Here is a 16,998-nt window from a genome sequence, read left to right as displayed (position 1 = left end):
ATTAACCTCCAAAGCGCTGATACATTTGATACACACGGCTACCTTTGATGATTTGTAATATTCGCCATTGTTCGACCCATGCTAAAAAGTGTTCACGGTATTTGACGACTAATATACGACTCACAATAAGTACCAAAGGTGATAATGCCAAACTCAGCGCCAGACTGCCCATGGTCAAGGTGTTGTAGAACTGACTTAGCCGGCCAAATCCAGTGTTATAAAAACTCGTCCATATGCTCTGTAAATTTTCGCTGGTTAAAATGGCTTCACCGATGATCATCATCATCGGATCAAGTATTAGCGCTAATGCTGAAAACACGCCCCAGGAAAGGATAAATGTGGAAAGGTTGACTCGACAAAATAACACCACAAATAAAATGATCAGATTGTGCAGTTTAATCAGTGGGGTTAGACCGAAAATCATTCCTAACATAATGCCAAAGGCTAGGGACCAAGGGCCGGCATCTGAATGTAAAGCCTTCAATAATTTTGCGAAAACAAACACGTGCAAACTCCTTGTATGAATAATAATTTTCGATTGAAAGTGCAATCACACAAACTAGGCTGTCACTAGAGTGAATATAGCAGCCAAGCTAAAAATGCATTAACTGAGTAAACATACCCCAGAAAACCTGTGAGACAGGGCTCACAGGTTTGGGTTCATTGTTTTTTGTGATAATTATGCCGCAAATAGCAAATTAATCATCTGACTCTTCTAAGGTCATTAGCTTAGTGTTACCGCCAGATGCAGTGGTATCGATACTAATGGTTTTTTCAGTTAATAACCGTTGAATAAGATTGTCAGAATACTCAGAAGTGATGACAGGTAAAATAGCGCCTTCACGCTGAGCCAATTTTTGCGCCAAATACGCCTTGCTATGACTTTGACTATCTATTACCACACCGGCAAGTTGCGGCGCATCTAATAGCGCTTGCAAATGGGATAATTTAGCTACCTGAAGTACCGCTTCTGGTGCGCCAATTGAACGCCATTTGTTAACGAATTCGGTGGCTTCATCGTAAAACAAATCAGAAACAACCGCGATTACTACGTTACCTGTAGCCAACGCCGTTACAATAGATAATGCCCAATATTCAAATGTTACCTGCTCATCGGCATAACATAACAGCACTCCTCTTGGTTCTAGATAGAGGGTATTGGATTCACCTGTTGGTCCTGGCAACTCAGTAGGCGCTTTGAGCATTTTTTGAATTTTAATCAGTTGAGCTCTAGAAACCGCTAAAGTTTGATCTAAATCTTCAGCCAAATCATCGAGAATATCGACTCTTGCTAGCTTAGCAAGTAGCTGTCGAACCCAAGAAATACGAGAAGTAAGATTAGTCGAACGCCAATCAAATTCTGCCTCTGCGGCATTATTCATTATTTTCAGCGCACCGCTTTCATCAATCCCTGATGCTTCAAAAACTTGTTGAATTTGTAATTCATCTTTGACTTCACTCTTCAACGGAGTGGCTTTTTCGATCATCAATCTAGGTAGATAATTAGGGCCACCTGCTTTAGGTCCAGTGCCGGACAGTCCTCTGCCGCCAAAAGGTTGAACACCAACAATCGCACCAATCATATTGCGGTTGATGTACACATTACCTGCACGGGACAAGCGACCTAATTCCATGGCCTTTTCATCAATTCTTGAGTGCACGCCCATGGTTAAGCCAAAGCCTGTTCCATTAATTTGTTGAATGACATTAAGGGTGTCTTTTTCTTTAAAGCGAACAATGTGCACACAAGGACCAAACACTTCTCGGGTTAACACATCGATGTGATCAATTTCATATAATTTAGGTGTGAAATAGAAACCGTTTTTACAATCTTCCGGCAAAGGTGCGTCGTAAAGTAACTTCGCTTTTCCTTGCATATCAGTAACATGCTGCTGCAGACTGTTTAGCGCTTTTTGGTCAATAACAGGACCAATATCCGTAGATAGCATGGATGGGTCGCCGACTCTTAGCTCTTGCATGGCACCAATTAACATTTCAATAATGGTATCGGCAATGTCTTCTTGTAAAAATAATACTCGCAATGCGGAACAACGTTGTCCGGCACTTTGAAATCCAGATGCGATAACATCATCAATAACTTGTTCTGGCAGCGCTGTTGAATCAACAATCATGCAGTTTTGACCACCAGTTTCTGCAATCAGTGGCACCTGTTCAGTGCCTCTGTTAGCCAGTTCTTTGGCGATTAAGCTACCGGTTTGCGTTGAGCCGGTAAATATCACTGCTTTAATCCGTGAATCAGGGAGTAGCGCATCGCCAATAACCGGACCTTTATTCACAAGGGTTTGCAATGTACCTTTTGGAAGTCCAACGTTTTCCATCAGTTCCACCGCTCGAATGGCGATCAAACTGGTTTGTTCTGCAGGTTTGGCGAGTACCGTATTTCCTGTAACCAAAGCCGCAACTACTTGCCCTAAGAAAATGGCTAACGGGAAGTTCCAAGGGCTTATGCACAGCACTACACCCCGAGGGCTAAGTCGATTATCTTCAGATAACTCTTCAGCTCTTGCTGCATAATAGCGACAAAAATCAACGGCTTCACGAATCTCATCGATTGCGTCTTGGGCTATTTTCCCCGCTTCTTTTAAGCATAATGCCATTAATTCATCGGAGTTACGCTCAAGTGCGTCAGCAGTGCGTCTTAATATTTCTGCTCTGGTTTCGACGGGCGTGTTTGACCACTTTTGAAAAGCGCGTTCGGCTAATTCCAACTTATGTTTTATTTGCTCAGGTGAGTCATACACCAAGTGGCCGATAGCTTCATCTTGCTTGGCTGGATTTCGAACCACATGGATGGTCTCATTTTCTTCTGGCTGAGCAACACAATTTTCTGACTGCCAACGATCAAGGGCTAATTTAAGCGGCGCAATATGATTGATATCGGTTAAATCTAGGCCTTTCGAATTAGCCCGTTCAGCACCGTATAAATCTATCGGTTTAAGAATTTGCTGGTTATATTTGAATTTTAATCGTTGGGTTTTTTCAACCGGATCTTCGAGCAAGTCTTCAACCGGTTTGCTGTCATCTACAATGGCGTTTACAAACGATGAGTTAGCCCCATTTTCCAATAGTCTTCTGACTAAATAGGCTAACAAATCTTCATGTTCACCCACGGGAGCGTAAACACGACATTGTACTTTTTCTTCAACCACAATTTGGTCATATAAACTATCGCCCATGCCATGAAGACATTGGAACTCGAAACCTTCTTTATCGTCTCCAGCCAGTTCTAGAATAACCGAAGCTGTGTATGCGTTATGCGTAGCAAATTGCGGGTATATGGTGTCTTTGTAAGCTAACAAGCGGTTTGCACAGGCGTGGTATGAAACATCTGTGGATGATTTACGAGTAAAGACCGGAAAGTGTTCCAAACCAGCTTGTTGGGCATTTTTTATTTCCGTATCCCAATAGGCACCCTTCACTAGTCGTACCATCATAGTGCGACCCGTTTTTAAGGTTAAGTCTCTGAGCCAATCAAGTACATATAAAGAGCGTTTCTGGTATGCCTGAACAGCTAAACCGAAGCCGCTCCAATCACCTAAATCTGGATCTGAAAATACTTTTTCAATGATATCTAACGAGATATCTAAACGATCTGCTTCTTCTGCATCTACCGTTAAACCAATGTCATAATCTTTGCACAACATACATAGTTGTTTTAAAAGTTTAGGAATGACCTCCAACACTTCTTCACGATTGGTAAATTCATAACGAGGATGAATGGCTGATAATTTTACTGAAATACCCGGGCTGCGCTTAGGCCCCTTTTTGTTGGCAGCTTTACCAATTGCATGAATAGCTTCTTCATAAGCATCGTAATATGCCTGAGCGTCCTTAGCGGTGCGCGCCCCTTCACCAAGCATGTCATATGAATACACATAACCTTGTTGTTCTTTTTCGGCGGCCCGTTTCAATGCATCATCAATGTTTTCACCCATGACGAACTGTTTGCCCATTACCTTCATCGCAATGTTCATGGCTTTACGAATTACCGGCTCACCCATTTTTCCAAGGGTTTTTTTCAATAGACCGATGCTGTTGCGTTTACGATGATCGGTATATGAGACCATGTTGCCCGTTAGCAACAAGCCCCAAGAAGAAGCGTTCACAAAAATCGAATCACTGGTGCCTAAGTGTGAACTCCAAGCACCTTTTGAAAGTTTGTCACGGATTAACGCATCTTGTGATTTTTTATCGGGCACCCGCAATAGTGCTTCTGCTAAACACATCAGCACGACGCCTTCAGCCGTCGACAATGAATATTCATTTAGCAGCGCATCTACACCGCCGTGTCCCTCTTGTTCACGGCGTATACGCAAAACCATTTTTCGAGCACGTTCCCAAGCCCGACTGCGGGCTCCGACAGATACTTCTGCATCAGGCAGAATATGATCCACAGCCAAATTTTCGTCTATACGATAAAAATCTCTTATCTTTTGTCGAATTGGACAACTAGTAACCAAATTACCTTGAAAAAGCATACTGTACCTCCGTTAAGGGATTAGCGATTAATAATCGGGCGAGTGTATAGATTGATAGAGTGTAAATACAGTCAAAATGTAGACGTGTTTATACCACTTTGGAAGAAGAAGCGTCGGTTCGATACTAAAAGGATATTACGCTGAAGATTGGCGTTGGGATCAAACATCAATGCACTCCGTTTAAGGAGTGCATTTTTCATACTAAATAATTACATCCATTGGTCACTGCGTTTACGCTTTTTCGGTAAATAGGCAATGATTACACCCAGCAGAATACTCACTAACGCGATAATGCCGCCTCGAGTGAACCACTTCATTTGGGCACTTTGATCTAGCATATCTAGTTCTCTTTGCAGTTTCTGAGTTTCTTTCTTTTGACTTTCTAAGTCTTTAACTAACACCTTGTTTTGGCTAGTTAAATCAGAAAGCTGCTGACTCAATAAATCATTTGATTTGTTAAGTTGCGCAATTTGAGAGGTAGATTGTTTGGCACTCTGTTGCAGTCCGGGAACGAGTTCACGAATGCTTTGTTCATTGCTAACATACTGAGATTCTACCCACCCAGTGCGCTGTTTATCATCGATCACTTCGGTGAATCCAGTCTCTTTATTCTCTTGTAAAACCGTAATACGTGTACCGGCTGTAATCGAGCCTAGAATACGGTAATTCCTAGTCGGACCGGTATGCATAAATGCAGATAGGTCGTCAGTGATATAGCGAATATCACCAGAGCTGTCGTTAGGTTCTTGCTGTGCACTTACGTTGCTAATTGCCAACGTGAAAATAATAAAAATTGTGGTTGAAAGCTTGCCCATAATTCATCAATGTTAAATATAAATTTAGACAAATGGTATGGTCTTGTATTCCCAAAGGCAAGTCATGGTTTGATTGATTGCCTTGGTTTGTTGTTCGGAGTATTGTTTATGCCATTGATTACCCGCTAATTTATCCTCTCATTGGACATGTGTTTTAATGGAAAAAGAAATTGAATTAAAGTTGTTATTGCCCGATGGCATTGACGAATCTGACTTATTATCGACCTTGGGACAGTTTTCAGCGAATATTGAAACGTCCGAATTTACCTTGTTTAATCAATACTTTGATACTCCTGAATGGTTGTTAAGTGCGAATGGCATAGGGTTACGGGTTCGAAGTAGTGATAAAGGTATTGAACAAACGGTTAAGACTGCTGGCAAAAGTATCGGCGGTTTGCATCAGCGCCCTGAATATAATGTTTCCATAGATTCATTGTCTCCCTCTTTAGAATTATTTGATCCCAGTATTTGGCCTCGAGATATTTCAGTTGCTGAACTACAAGAAAAGATCATCCAGATTTTTCACACTGACTTTAAACGTAAAGCCTATTTACTGCGGTTATCCGACGGCACTGATGTAGAATTGGTGTTGGATAAAGGCTCAGTAAGCACTGCCGATAATAGCGCCGACATTTGTGAAATAGAGTTGGAACTGAAAAGTGGTGATGTTGCCGTGCTATTTGATATCGCAGAAAAAATGGCAACTTTAGCACCTAGTCAATTGTGTAATTTAAGTAAAGCAGGGCGCGGCTTTACCCTTGCCCGTAATGCTCTTGCGCCAGAACCTCAAAAAATTAGCAGTGTCACTTTATCAGATTCGGATGATTGTGAAAGCGGCTTTATTAAAGGCTTAGGCTACGCGTTGTCGTTCTGGCAAAAAGCTGAATATCGCTACATGCAAACCAAAAAAGTCACTGATTTAATTGATATATACGTAGGTTTGCGATTAACCAGAGATTGTGTGCACATATATTCCAAAGCGCTCCAATGCAAAGCCATAGAAGATCTCAGCAGAGCGCTTAACTTGCGGTTGAATAAGTGGGCTTGGATTGAACAGTTAAAAAGTATTCGAGCGTTACGTTCAAAACGCGGAATGTATAGTAAACGTTTAGCTCAGCATGATGCATTGGTCAGTTATTTACGAGGATTACAAGATGGAACACTAAATCTATCTCGTCCCCATTATTTAATTACCCACCAAGATAATTCGTTATTGCAACTTGGTTTATCGCGACTACTTGTGACTTGTCCTTGGCGACAAAAATCTGATGCCCACACTAAACCGCTAAAAGAACATGCAGAGGCAGTTTTGCAGCAAAAATGGCAGAGCGTATTGGCTGGTATCAACGCCGATGTTGGCAGCATGGAAGAGTATCTGCAACATTATGAACAGTTACTTAGTGCGTTAAACACGGATTTGCTGTTAGGGTCGTGTTTGGATAACTATCGACGCCAGCCATTTCTTGATCCTTGGAGCGATGTGTTGGAGGGCATACAGGAATTACGCAAACTCAATGTGTTTCAAACCAAGCTATTGGATTCAGATGTGGAAGATAAATCTGAGCTTTTGCAATGGAGTGAGGTTAAGAAAAACAGTCTTCTGACCGTTATAGAGTTAAGTAAAGGAGTGGCAATGTCTATGGAAACATATTGGTGAATACGTAATGGGTGATATGAGTCTCTATCAAATCGCGATTAGCTCAATGCTAGTTGGCTGGTTTATTGGGCTTATTTTAGTCTGGGTTCGTTACGAGCAATTTCCCCACGCCAAATTAATTTTAACCGCCATCTTGGTGTGGCCATTGCTACTTTTAGACGAGTGGTTAAAGTTATCAGGATATCAATCTCAACTTAATTTTTTGGTAGGCTCCTCGCCATTCTTTTCGGCGTTAATCATTGCCTGTTTAGTACTGAGTATCCGACAACTTACGTTGGCAAAGTTTGCCAATAATAATGTCCTATTTTTTATACCCACAGTGCTGCTTTTAGCTGGCCAGTTACCACTTTGGTTAGCACCAACGGAGCTCAGAATTGGGATGCTACAGTCGCCGCCGATGGGTGACATATTGCTAAATTGGCCGTTCTATGCGACCTATTTATTCAGCGCCTTCGTGACATTAAGTTTTGCGGTACACGCCGCTGAATACCTTGCTTCTTATCATTATTACTTATCAGATCAAGTAGTTGATATCGATATTTTCGAAATGCGTTTTACCAGCAACGGCTGTTATGTATTAATGTTTACCGCATTTTTATCTATTTGTGTCATCGGCTTAGCCGCCTTTGATTTGTTGCCTATCATTGTGCAATGGCAAACCTTAGTGAATATGCTAAATGCGACTGGATGTTTGTATTTGATATTACTTCTGGTGCAAAACCGAAAATACTCTCCCACACCTTTTGCCTATTCACAAATGGATAAAGGGAACTACTCTGAGGATCAGCTCAGGCATACTTTAAAACAAGCGGAAAAAGCGATCATTCAGCATAAAGCCTATAAACGCAAAGGACTTCGTATTAAACAGGTTGCAGACGCAGCACAAGTAGAACCCGCTGCCTTAGCATTGGCCACCAGATTCGTGTTGAAACGAAATTTTCGTGCATTTGTCTATCATTATCGATTGGAATACGCGAAAAAGGTGCTTATGCGCACTGATCAAAAGGTGACTAGTGTGGCCAAGCGACTAGGATTTAATTCCGAAAAGTACTTGAGCAATGTATTTGTTAGATACATAGGCTTAATGGGCAATCGAGATAAAAACAAAAGTGCAGGACCTGTCAAAGTTAATCCACCTAAGACCGCAAAGTAACTCGCCTGACAATCTGTTTTGTGGTTTTTTTCGTTTGATATAATTAATCGATTAAAGTAATCACATTTAAACATTTAAGTTCAATCAGTTCTGTGTGTACACTCAATCTTGTTTTTGAGAATAATTACGAAAACCAACATTTAATGAGATCTACTACAAAATAACGAGTAGTCGTTCGAGTGACAATCAATCAGCTATGCTGAACAATCTCGAACCCTTAAAGCGTTAAATCTGAATGGCTGGAAAATATCTGTTATTTAGCTTGATGGGAATGATGGACTATCTTTAAAGATTTACACTAGTAGTTCTTGCCAATAATCTAATGGGAAAAATATGAAAGCATCAGATTTATTTGTACAAGCATTAGAAGCGGAAGGGGTCGAATACGTATTCGGTATCCCTGGCGAAGAAAACCTCGATTTATTAGAATCCTTAAGAAAGTCACCTATCAAACTAATTCTTACCAGACATGAGCAAGGTGCAGGCTTCATGGCCGCAACATATGGCCGTTTAACTGGAAAAGTCGGTGTGTGTTTATCCACCCTTGGCCCTGGTGCGACTAACCTAGTGACACCAGCAGCTTATGCGCAACTTGGTGCTATGCCGATGTTGATGATTACTGGCCAAAAACCAATTAAAACCAGTAAACAAGGTCGCTTTCAGGTAATAGACGCGGTTGATATGATGCGTCCTTTAACCAAATACACCACCCAAGTGGTGAGTGGTGATCGCATTCCATCCATAGTTCGTGAAGCATTTCGATTGGCCCATGAAGAGCGTCCTGGTGCTGTTCACATTGAATTGCCGGAAGATATTGCCGCTGAAAAAACCAACGCAAAATTAATCAAAGCTAGCGCCGTAAGACGTCCCATCGCTGAAGATAAGTCGATTGACGGTGCGGTTAACATGATAGAGACAGCTAAGTCACCGGTTTTACTCATTGGTGCTGCTGCAAACCGTAAACTCACCGCTAAGATGCTCAAAGAGTTTGTTGAAAAAACCGGTATTCCTTACATCACCACACAGATGGGGAAAGGGGTTTTAGATGAAAGCGGTAAATTGTTCATGGGCAATACCGCATTATCCGATGGTGACTTTGTACACCGAGTGATTTCACGCGCTGATTTGATCATTAACGTCGGTCATGACGTGGTAGAGAAGCCGCCATTTTTCATGGGTAATGATGGCAAAAAAGTCATTCATATTAATTTCGCCTCCGCTGCGGTTGATCCTGTGTATTTCCCTCAATTGGAAGTGGTCGGTGATATTGCCAATAGCATTTGGCAAATTAAACAAAAAATTACGCCATCCAATAATTGGAAACTTGATTTTTATAGCGATGTTCATGATGCATACATTGCTCATCGTAAAGTGTCAGAAGATGATGACCGTTTCCCTATATTGCCGGAACGTTTTGTACGAGATATTCGTACCGCAATGCCAAAAGACGGCATAGTGACCCTCGATAACGGCGTATATAAAATTTGGTTTGCTAGGAACTATCCTGCTTATCTACCCAATACATTGTTGCTTGATAATGCTTTGGCAACAATGGGGGCAGGGCTGCCGTCAGCTATGGCGGCTAAGATTGTAAACCCCGATAAATCGGTTATTACCGTGTGTGGTGATGGTGGTTTCATGATGAATAGTCAAGAAATGGAAACCGCAGTGCGCCTTAAATTGCATATAGTGGTGATTATTTTACGTGACGATGCGTATGGAATGATCAAATGGAAACAAGCGCATATGGAGTTTGATAATTTTGGTTTGGATTACGGTAATCCCGATTTTGTTAAATACGCTCAAAGCTATGGTGCCAAAGGCTGGCGGATTGATTCAGCCGAAGAATTGTTACCAAGAGTACAGGCTTGTTTAGCTGAGCCAGCTGTACATCTAATTGATGTGCCTGTTGACTATTCTTTGAATGACCAAACATTAAATAAAACCATTCGCGAACTTAGCCAAAAACTATAGGAACAACCATGTTACAAAAAGCTTATCCTTATTATTTAGCGAATAAAGCCGTTTATGCCAATCAAGATTTAGTTGTAACTAACAAGTACACAGGCGAAGCTGCTACTACAGTGGCAATGGCCAAAGCTGATGTGATTGACCAAGCAATTGAAGCTGCAGATAAAAGCCAAGCTGCGTTAACGGTAATGAAGCCATACGAGCGTCAAGCGATATTAAATCACTGTATAAAACGTTTTGAAGAGCGCTTTGAAGAGCTGGCATATGCTTTGTGTATTGAAGCCGGTAAGCCAATTAAAGATGCTCGAGGCGAAGTGACGCGCTTAATTGATACTTTCCGTATTGCGGCTGAAGAATCCGTCAGAATCAGTGGCGAAGTGATGAATTTGGAAATTACCCCTCGCGCCAAAGGCTATCAGGGGATGTATAAAAAAGTTCCGATTGGTCCATGTTCATTTATTTCCCCGTTTAACTTTCCGTTGAATTTAGCGGCTCACAAAGTTGCTCCTGCATTGGCTGTTGGTTGTGCTTTTGTGTTGAAACCAGCAAGTCGCACGCCATTAGGTGCATTGATTATTGGCGAAATCTTGGCTGAAACTGATTTGCCAGAAGGTGCGTTTTCAATCTTGCCTTGTAGTCGTGACGGAGCTGATCTGTTTACAACCGATGACAGATTTAAGTTACTTAGTTTCACCGGTTCTCCTGATGTGGGTTGGGATCTTAAAGCTCGCGCAGGCAAGAAGCCGGTAATACTTGAACTAGGTGGTAACGCTGGTTGTATTGTTGATCATGATACTGATTTAGATGATGCCATTGAACGCATTGTATTTGGAGCTTATTACCAGTCTGGTCAAAGTTGTATTAGTGTGCAGCGAGTATTAGTGCATGAATCTATTTATGCTGATTTTAAAAAGCGTTACGTCGAAAAAGTCGCGAATTTGGTGCATGGCGATCCGCTAAGTGAAGATACATTTATCGGCCCTATGATTTCAGAATCTGAAGCAACTCGTCTTGATGACTGGATTGCCGAAGCCAAATCTAAAGGTGCTAGTGTATTATGTGGTGGCAAACGTGACGGAGCTATGCTGCAGGCAACTGTCTTAGAAAACGTACCAAGCGATGCCAGCATTAGCGCTGATGAAGCCTTTGGCCCAGTGTCAATTATCGCTCCTTTTAGTGATTATGACGATGCTCTAGAAGAAATTAACAATAGCCAATTTGGCCTGCAAGCGGGTGTTTTCACGCGAGATATCTATAAAGCGCATAAAGCATGGGATGTGTTAGATGTTGGTGGTGTCGTAATTGGTGATGTTCCAAGTTGGCGAGTAGACAACATGCCATATGGTGGTGTTAAAGAGTCTGGATTAGGTCGTGAAGGTATTCGCTTTGCTATTGAAGACATGACAGAGCTACGTTTGATGGTATTGAGAACGCCTCAATAATTGTATAATTAAGTGACTAGTCCTGAAATAGGTTGATTCTTATTTCATTTGAAACGCCCGGTGAATTTCATCGGGCGTTTTGTATTTAACGGCCAAGTGTCGTCGTCGACTATGCTATGTCTCAACAAGTTCAGCCAGCATAACCTTTGCTTGCTCGAGATTTTGTGGTTTGTAGAGTAATAATTCGCCTTTCCCATTTGGTCGACAACCGCCAATTTAAAACCGCGGAAATAGTCACCTCGAGTAGTCTTAACGGAAATTTCATTGCACTGTCCCAAACCAATTTGAAAAGTGTCAACAGTATTTAGGACGGCTCACACAGCGTAACCCTAACTTCGCCGTTGTTTTTGGGAGGGAAGTTTATTGCTCACTGGTTCTACTTGTTAAATCAAATGAATGTGTTTATATTACTGCACTCTTGTCGGAGTGCTAGCACGATTTAGTTGACTAAGTTGTGTGGGCTGAGACCGTTTATTCGGGATCCGTTGAACCTGATCGGGCTAGTACCCGCGAAGGAAACAAGCGTAACGCTGTAACCATTAAGGCGCTTTTATTGCGGCTTAATCTTACCGCTTATTTTGCCAATTGGGGAGCTATTCTAGGTTGTTAGACGCAATCTGCCCTTATTAAGATAATTGGCGCTTTTCAACACCAAACCTCTCCAGACAAGCAACTTCATTTTTTAACAATATGAGAGATTGCTAATGTCAAATCGTCGTCAAACTCGCGCTAATGCGAAACAATTTATAGATAACTTTACACCTTTTTCCTACCCCAATTCGAACAAAATACATTTATCAGGCAAGCAACACGATATTCGTGTGGGTATGCGCGCAATAACACAAACAGATACGATTTTAGGTGGTAGTAAAGAGGCCCCTATCACCCAACAAAATCCGGATATTCTGGTGTATGACTGCACAGGGCCCTATTCGGATCCTAAGGCTCAAATCAATTTACACCAAGGTTTAAACAAACTGCGTCGCGACTGGATCCTGCAACGGCAAGACGTTGAACAGTTAAAGCAAGTCAGCTCTGAGTTCAGTCAAGAGCGCATCGCCGACGATGGTTTCGAGCACTTGAGGTTCAACCGCTCAGTGAAACCATTAAAAGCCAAATTTGGCAAACGTGTAACTCAAATGCACTATGCCAAAGCGGGAATCATTACTCCAGAAATGGAATATATTGCAATCCGTGAAAATATGGCCAGAGAAGATGTAACAGACCCTGTTTTGCGTCAAAAAGCCCAAGGTAATGCCTTCGGTGCTCTAGTGGGACAACCTATCACCGCAGAATTTGTGCGCCAAGAAGTAGCACGAGGACGTGCCATTATCCCAGCCAATATTAACCATCCTGAATCCGAACCTATGATCATTGGACGTAATTTTTTAGTTAAAGTGAATGCCAATATTGGAAACTCTGCGGTTACTTCTTCCATCGAAGAAGAAGTTGAAAAATTAGTTTGGTCAACACGCTGGGGAGCTGACACAGTAATGGACTTATCCACGGGACGCTATATCCACGAAACCCGTGAATGGATTATTCGTAATTCCCCTGTCCCTATTGGCACAGTTCCTATTTACCAAGCGCTGGAAAAAGTAAATGGCGTGGCCGAAGACCTCACATGGGAAGTCTTCCGTGACACATTGATAGAACAGGCTGAGCAAGGAGTAGACTACTTTACTATCCACGCTGGGGTATTGCTGCGTTACGTACCAATGACCGCGAAGCGCTTGACGGGCATAGTGTCACGGGGCGGTTCGATTATGGCGAAATGGTGTTTATTCCATCACCAAGAAAGCTTTTTATATGAGCATTTTCAGGAAATCTGCGAAATATGCGCCGCCTATGATGTCTCTCTGTCATTAGGCGATGGTATGCGCCCTGGGTGTATCGCCGATGCTAACGATGAAGCACAATTTTCCGAGTTAGAAACCTTAGGCGAGTTAGTCAAAATAGCTTGGCAATATGACGTGCAAACCATAGTTGAAGGCCCAGGCCACATTCCAATGCAATTGATCAAAGAGAACATGGACAAACAATTGCAAATTTGTAGCGAAGCGCCTTTTTATACCCTTGGCCCGCAAACAACCGACATAGCTCCAGGCTACGATCACTTTACCTCTGGCATTGGCGCAGCGATGATAGGTTGGTATGGGGTAGCCATGTTGTGTTATGTCACTCCTAAAGAGCATTTAGGGTTACCCAATAAGGAAGATGTTAAACAGGGTTTGATTGCCTATAAAATTGCTGCTCATGCGGCTGATGTGGCCAAGGGCCACTTAGGCGCACAAATCCGCGACAATGCGCTATCGAAAGCTCGTTTCGAATTCCGTTGGGAAGACCAATACAACCTTGGTTTAGATCCCGATACTGCAAGACGTTATCACGACGAAAGCTTACCCCAAGAGTCTGCCAAGGTGGCACATTTTTGTTCCATGTGCGGGCCTAAATTCTGCTCCATGAAAATTACTCAAGACGTGCGCGAATATGCCGCCAAACAACAAGTTCAGATAGAGCAAGATGCCTCACGTTTGCAATTGAGCAAAGCTGGATTGAGTCCGCAGGAAATAGCATCTGCAATGCTTCAAAAATCGAAAGAATTTAAAGCCCAAGGTGCTCAGGTCTATACCCCCATCAATGAACAAACCGTTCGGGAGTCTGAATAAATCATGGGTGTTTATGTAAGCACGAACATCGACTCGAATAAGTTGCAGTCTGCTACTCGCCCCATTGTTTGGTCTATTGCTGGCTCAGATAGTGGCGGTGGCGCTGGCATTCAGGCTGATAGTCTAACCATTAACGACTTGGGAGGGCATGCATGCACAGTTGTGAGTGCCATCACCGCTCAAAACTCACAACACGTTCAAGGGATCACCGCTACCCAAACAGCCATGCTCATAAAGCAACTGGATTGCTTATTGGAAGATATTCCTCCGGCGGCAATTAAGATTGGTATGTTAGCCAACGCTGAGCAAATTCGATGTATCAGTGAATGGCTTGCCAGCAAGTTGGCATCCTATGAACAAACCAATAATTTGCAAATTCCAGTGATTTGGGATCCTGTGATGGTATCTACTAGCGGTCAAACTTTATCAAGGTATAAGCAACCAAGTTCGTACTCCGCTTATTTGCAGCTGGCAAAATACGTTACTCTGATAACCCCTAATCGATATGAGTTAGGCGTATTACTGGAACTAAGCCAGTTACCTAATCACGCTCAACAGGAGGAACTAACAAATCTCGACAATCTCGCCAACTTTCTTGGCTGTAACATACTGTACACCGGTGGAGACGTTCGAAATAGTGAGTTACATAACGCCGCTTTAGCAATCAGTGCAACAAAAGAAAGTGCTTTGTACAGTAGCGCTTTAGATCACGGCAGTGCAATTGATTGGTTAGCGGCTAAAGCGATTCCATTTACCTCACCTGAGCACCAACATCAGCGAATTGGCTTTAGTAGCCCTCGTGTCGTAACCCAACATAATCACGGCACCGGCTGTACCTTATCCAGCGCCATAGCCACGGCCATGGCCGTTGGCTATCCATTATTAGATGCGATTGTGGTTGCCAAAGCATATGTGCATCAAGGACTAACCTATGCATACCCGGTAGGCAAAGGACCGGGAGTTTTAGCGCGTAAAGGCTGGCCGCAAAATCTGGAGCACTTTGCCAAGATCATTGTGCCTAAATATCCAAACATAAACCAAGCCAATGAGCTTAGTTTTGCCAACGTCCAGCAGCCCTTGCAGGTCTATCCAGTGACCCAGTCCATAAATATACTCAAAGACGTATTAAAAGGCGGGGCACGGACCGTGCAATTACGTTTGAAAAACTCATCTAGTGTTGTTTACTCTGAACAGCAACTTGAACAGGCCATACAAGCGGCAGTTGCGTTAGGTCGGCAATATCAAGCGCAGGTATTTATTAATGACCATTGGCAATTGGCGATTAAACATGGGGCATTTGGCGTGCATTTGGGCCAAGAAGATTTATTGCAAGCAGACTTGTCGAAAATCGCAGAGGCCGGTTTAGCATTGGGATTGTCCTCCCATGGATATTTTGAATTGTTGCTGGCGCAACAAATGTCGCCCAGTTATTTGGCCATCGGCCATATCTTTAGCACGCCAACCAAATCAATGCCTTCTCAACCTCAAGGACTGAAGAAACTCGAAAAGTATTGCACCTTGATGGGGGATCGCATGCCCCTTGTCGCCATTGGTGGCATAGATCACACTAATCTTCGAGCATTAAAACAAACTCAAGTGGCCGACGTCGCCGTTGTGCGCGCCATCGAAAAAGCAAGTGAGCCAGGAAAGAGCTGGCAAAAACTGCAACAAATATGGCAGGCAAAGTAATGACAAACAAAAACATAAACGTCAGCACAAACAAAGATACGATTGATACCTTGAGCGATAATCAGTTTATTCAATATTACCGACAAATATTGTTGTCTCAAGTTGGCGAGCATGGTCAGCAGAATTTGCTCAATCAACATGTTATTGTGGTGGGCATGGGGGGACTAGGCTGTCATGTCAGCCAGCAATTAAGTGCTGCGGGAATCGGGCATCTTTACCTCATTGATGACGATGTGGTTGAATTGTCAAACCTGCCTAGACAAATTCTGTTTGATGCAAGCTCCATTGGCAAACATAAAGTCGATTGTGCGGCTGAAAAAATCACCGCAATAAATCGTGACACACAAGTACGTTACTATCGTCAAAAGTTTACCCACAACTTTGCTCAGCATATCTTACATAGCAATGTTGACCTGCAACAAGCCCACCAAACTGGTCAGTTAAGCATACTTGATTGTTCAGACAACATGCCCACGCGGCAATTAATTAATGCTTGGTGTGCAGCTCAGTTTGTCCCATTGATTAGCGCATCAGTAGCAGGTTTTTCCGGTCAACTATTAGTGATTGATGGCCAAGTCGCTCCGCAAAGAGGCTGTTACAACTGCTTTTTCACCAGCAATTCAAGCACCCAAGGCTGTGCTAATTTAGGGGTACTTGGTCCTAGTGTTGGCATCATGGCCAGTATGCAGGCTCTGGCGAGTATCAAACATATGTTAAAGCTTGATACAGAGCTTAAATATATGCACATTTTTGATGGCTTACAACTAAGCTGGCGTCAGCTAATTCGACATCGAGATCCACATTGCAAAACCTGTGGACACTGGCCAAAGCGTCCACTAAATCAACCTTCCCCGCCTCTTCAAACCACTCAATGCGAGGTAACCTTATGATCAACCTTTATCTAAATGAACGCCCTTTACAGGTCGAAAAAAATAGTAATTTACAACAGGTTTTAGAGCTTGGCATGCCATCATTTGCTGCTAAATTAGACAACATTGCGGCAGTTCACAATCAACATTTGGTGCCGCAAAGCCAGTGGCAGATAACGATTTGTCATGAAAATGATCACATTGAAATATTTAGCGCTGTGGCGGGAGGTTGAG

11 protein-coding genes, 1 pseudogene and 1 riboswitch are annotated in these 16,998 nt (G+C 42.7%); of the genes and pseudogenes, 8 read left to right on the top strand and 4 right to left on the bottom strand.

From position 1 onward, the window contains the following. Window position 1: 1 nt before the first annotated feature. The 3 genes from ABWV72_RS00575 to ABWV72_RS00565 all read right to left on the bottom strand — a co-directional run bounded on the left by ABWV72_RS00575 (window position 2) and on the right by ABWV72_RS00565 (window position 5,314). The gene (locus ABWV72_RS00575; RefSeq protein ID WP_353368323.1) at window positions 2-505 is read right to left on the bottom strand and encodes a TIGR03546 family protein; all 504 of its coding nucleotides are present in this window, start codon (window positions 503-505) and stop codon (window positions 2-4) included. 193 nt (window positions 506-698) lie between these two features. Further along, the gene (putA, locus tag ABWV72_RS00570) at window positions 699-4,499 is read right to left on the bottom strand and encodes a bifunctional proline dehydrogenase/L-glutamate gamma-semialdehyde dehydrogenase PutA (RefSeq protein ID WP_353368322.1); all 3,801 of its coding nucleotides are present in this window, start codon (window positions 4,497-4,499) and stop codon (window positions 699-701) included. Window positions 4,500-4,708: 209 nt separating this feature from the next. Next, complete coding sequence (locus tag ABWV72_RS00565; RefSeq protein WP_216049043.1) at window positions 4,709-5,314, bottom strand: TIGR04211 family SH3 domain-containing protein; 606 nt, start codon at window positions 5,312-5,314, stop codon at window positions 4,709-4,711. Between the two features lie 157 nt (window positions 5,315-5,471). Here ABWV72_RS00565 and ABWV72_RS00560 point away from each other — a divergent pair, with 157 nt between their 5' ends. The 4 genes from ABWV72_RS00560 (at window position 5,472) to ABWV72_RS00545 (ending at window position 11,537) form a co-directional block, all read left to right on the top strand. Further along, a complete protein-coding gene (locus ABWV72_RS00560; protein WP_342805317.1) occupies window positions 5,472-6,971 on the top strand; it encodes a CYTH domain-containing protein in 1,500 nt (499 codons plus the stop codon). Between the two features lie 7 nt (window positions 6,972-6,978). After that, window positions 6,979-8,124, top strand: coding sequence for a helix-turn-helix transcriptional regulator (locus ABWV72_RS00555; RefSeq protein ID WP_216049041.1), 1,146 nt, complete (start codon window positions 6,979-6,981; stop codon window positions 8,122-8,124). A gap of 333 nt (window positions 8,125-8,457) precedes the next feature. Beyond that, a complete protein-coding gene (locus ABWV72_RS00550; RefSeq protein ID WP_216049040.1) occupies window positions 8,458-10,098 on the top strand; it encodes an acetolactate synthase large subunit in 1,641 nt (546 codons plus the stop codon). A gap of 8 nt (window positions 10,099-10,106) precedes the next feature. After that, window positions 10,107-11,537, top strand: coding sequence for an aldehyde dehydrogenase family protein (locus ABWV72_RS00545; RefSeq protein WP_353368321.1), 1,431 nt, complete (start codon window positions 10,107-10,109; stop codon window positions 11,535-11,537). Window positions 11,538-11,576: 39 nt separating this feature from the next. Here ABWV72_RS00545 and ABWV72_RS00540 read toward each other — a convergent pair. Beyond that, a pseudogene (locus ABWV72_RS00540) lies at window positions 11,577-11,741 on the bottom strand (IS3 family transposase); the annotation flags it as partial. A 208-nt stretch (window positions 11,742-11,949) separates the two neighbouring features. Beyond that, a riboswitch (TPP riboswitch) is annotated at window positions 11,950-12,072 on the top strand. Window positions 12,073-12,241: 169 nt separating this feature from the next. On the opposite strand from ABWV72_RS00540, the gene thiC reads away from it, so the two are divergent. The 4 genes from thiC to thiS are packed head-to-tail and all read left to right on the top strand — an operon-like array spanning window position 12,242 to window position 16,997. Beyond that, window positions 12,242-14,206, top strand: a complete 1,965-nt coding sequence (gene thiC, locus ABWV72_RS00535; RefSeq protein ID WP_353368320.1) for a phosphomethylpyrimidine synthase ThiC — start codon at window positions 12,242-12,244, stop codon at window positions 14,204-14,206. Between the two features lie 3 nt (window positions 14,207-14,209). Beyond that, entirely contained in the window at window positions 14,210-15,895 is a 1,686-nt protein-coding gene (gene thiE / locus ABWV72_RS00530) for a thiamine phosphate synthase (RefSeq protein WP_353368319.1), read from the top strand. Beyond that, window positions 15,895-16,785 carry a HesA/MoeB/ThiF family protein gene (locus tag ABWV72_RS00525; RefSeq protein ID WP_353368318.1) on the top strand — a complete coding sequence of 297 codons (891 nt, stop codon included), beginning with the start codon at window positions 15,895-15,897 and terminating at the stop codon, window positions 16,783-16,785. The genes thiE and ABWV72_RS00525 overlap by 1 nt, the downstream gene beginning before the upstream one ends. Next, entirely contained in the window at window positions 16,782-16,997 is a 216-nt protein-coding gene (gene thiS / locus ABWV72_RS00520; protein ID WP_353368317.1) for a sulfur carrier protein ThiS, read from the top strand. Before ABWV72_RS00525 ends, thiS begins: the two co-directional genes overlap by 4 nt. Window position 16,998: the final 1 nt, after the last annotated feature.

The organism is Aliiglaciecola sp. NS0011-25 (assembly GCF_040370605.1).
Taxonomy (GTDB): domain Bacteria; phylum Pseudomonadota; class Gammaproteobacteria; order Enterobacterales; family Alteromonadaceae; genus Aliiglaciecola; species Aliiglaciecola lipolytica_A.
Note: the sequence above shows the minus strand (reverse complement) of the source record. Positions and strands in the feature narration are given on the sequence as shown.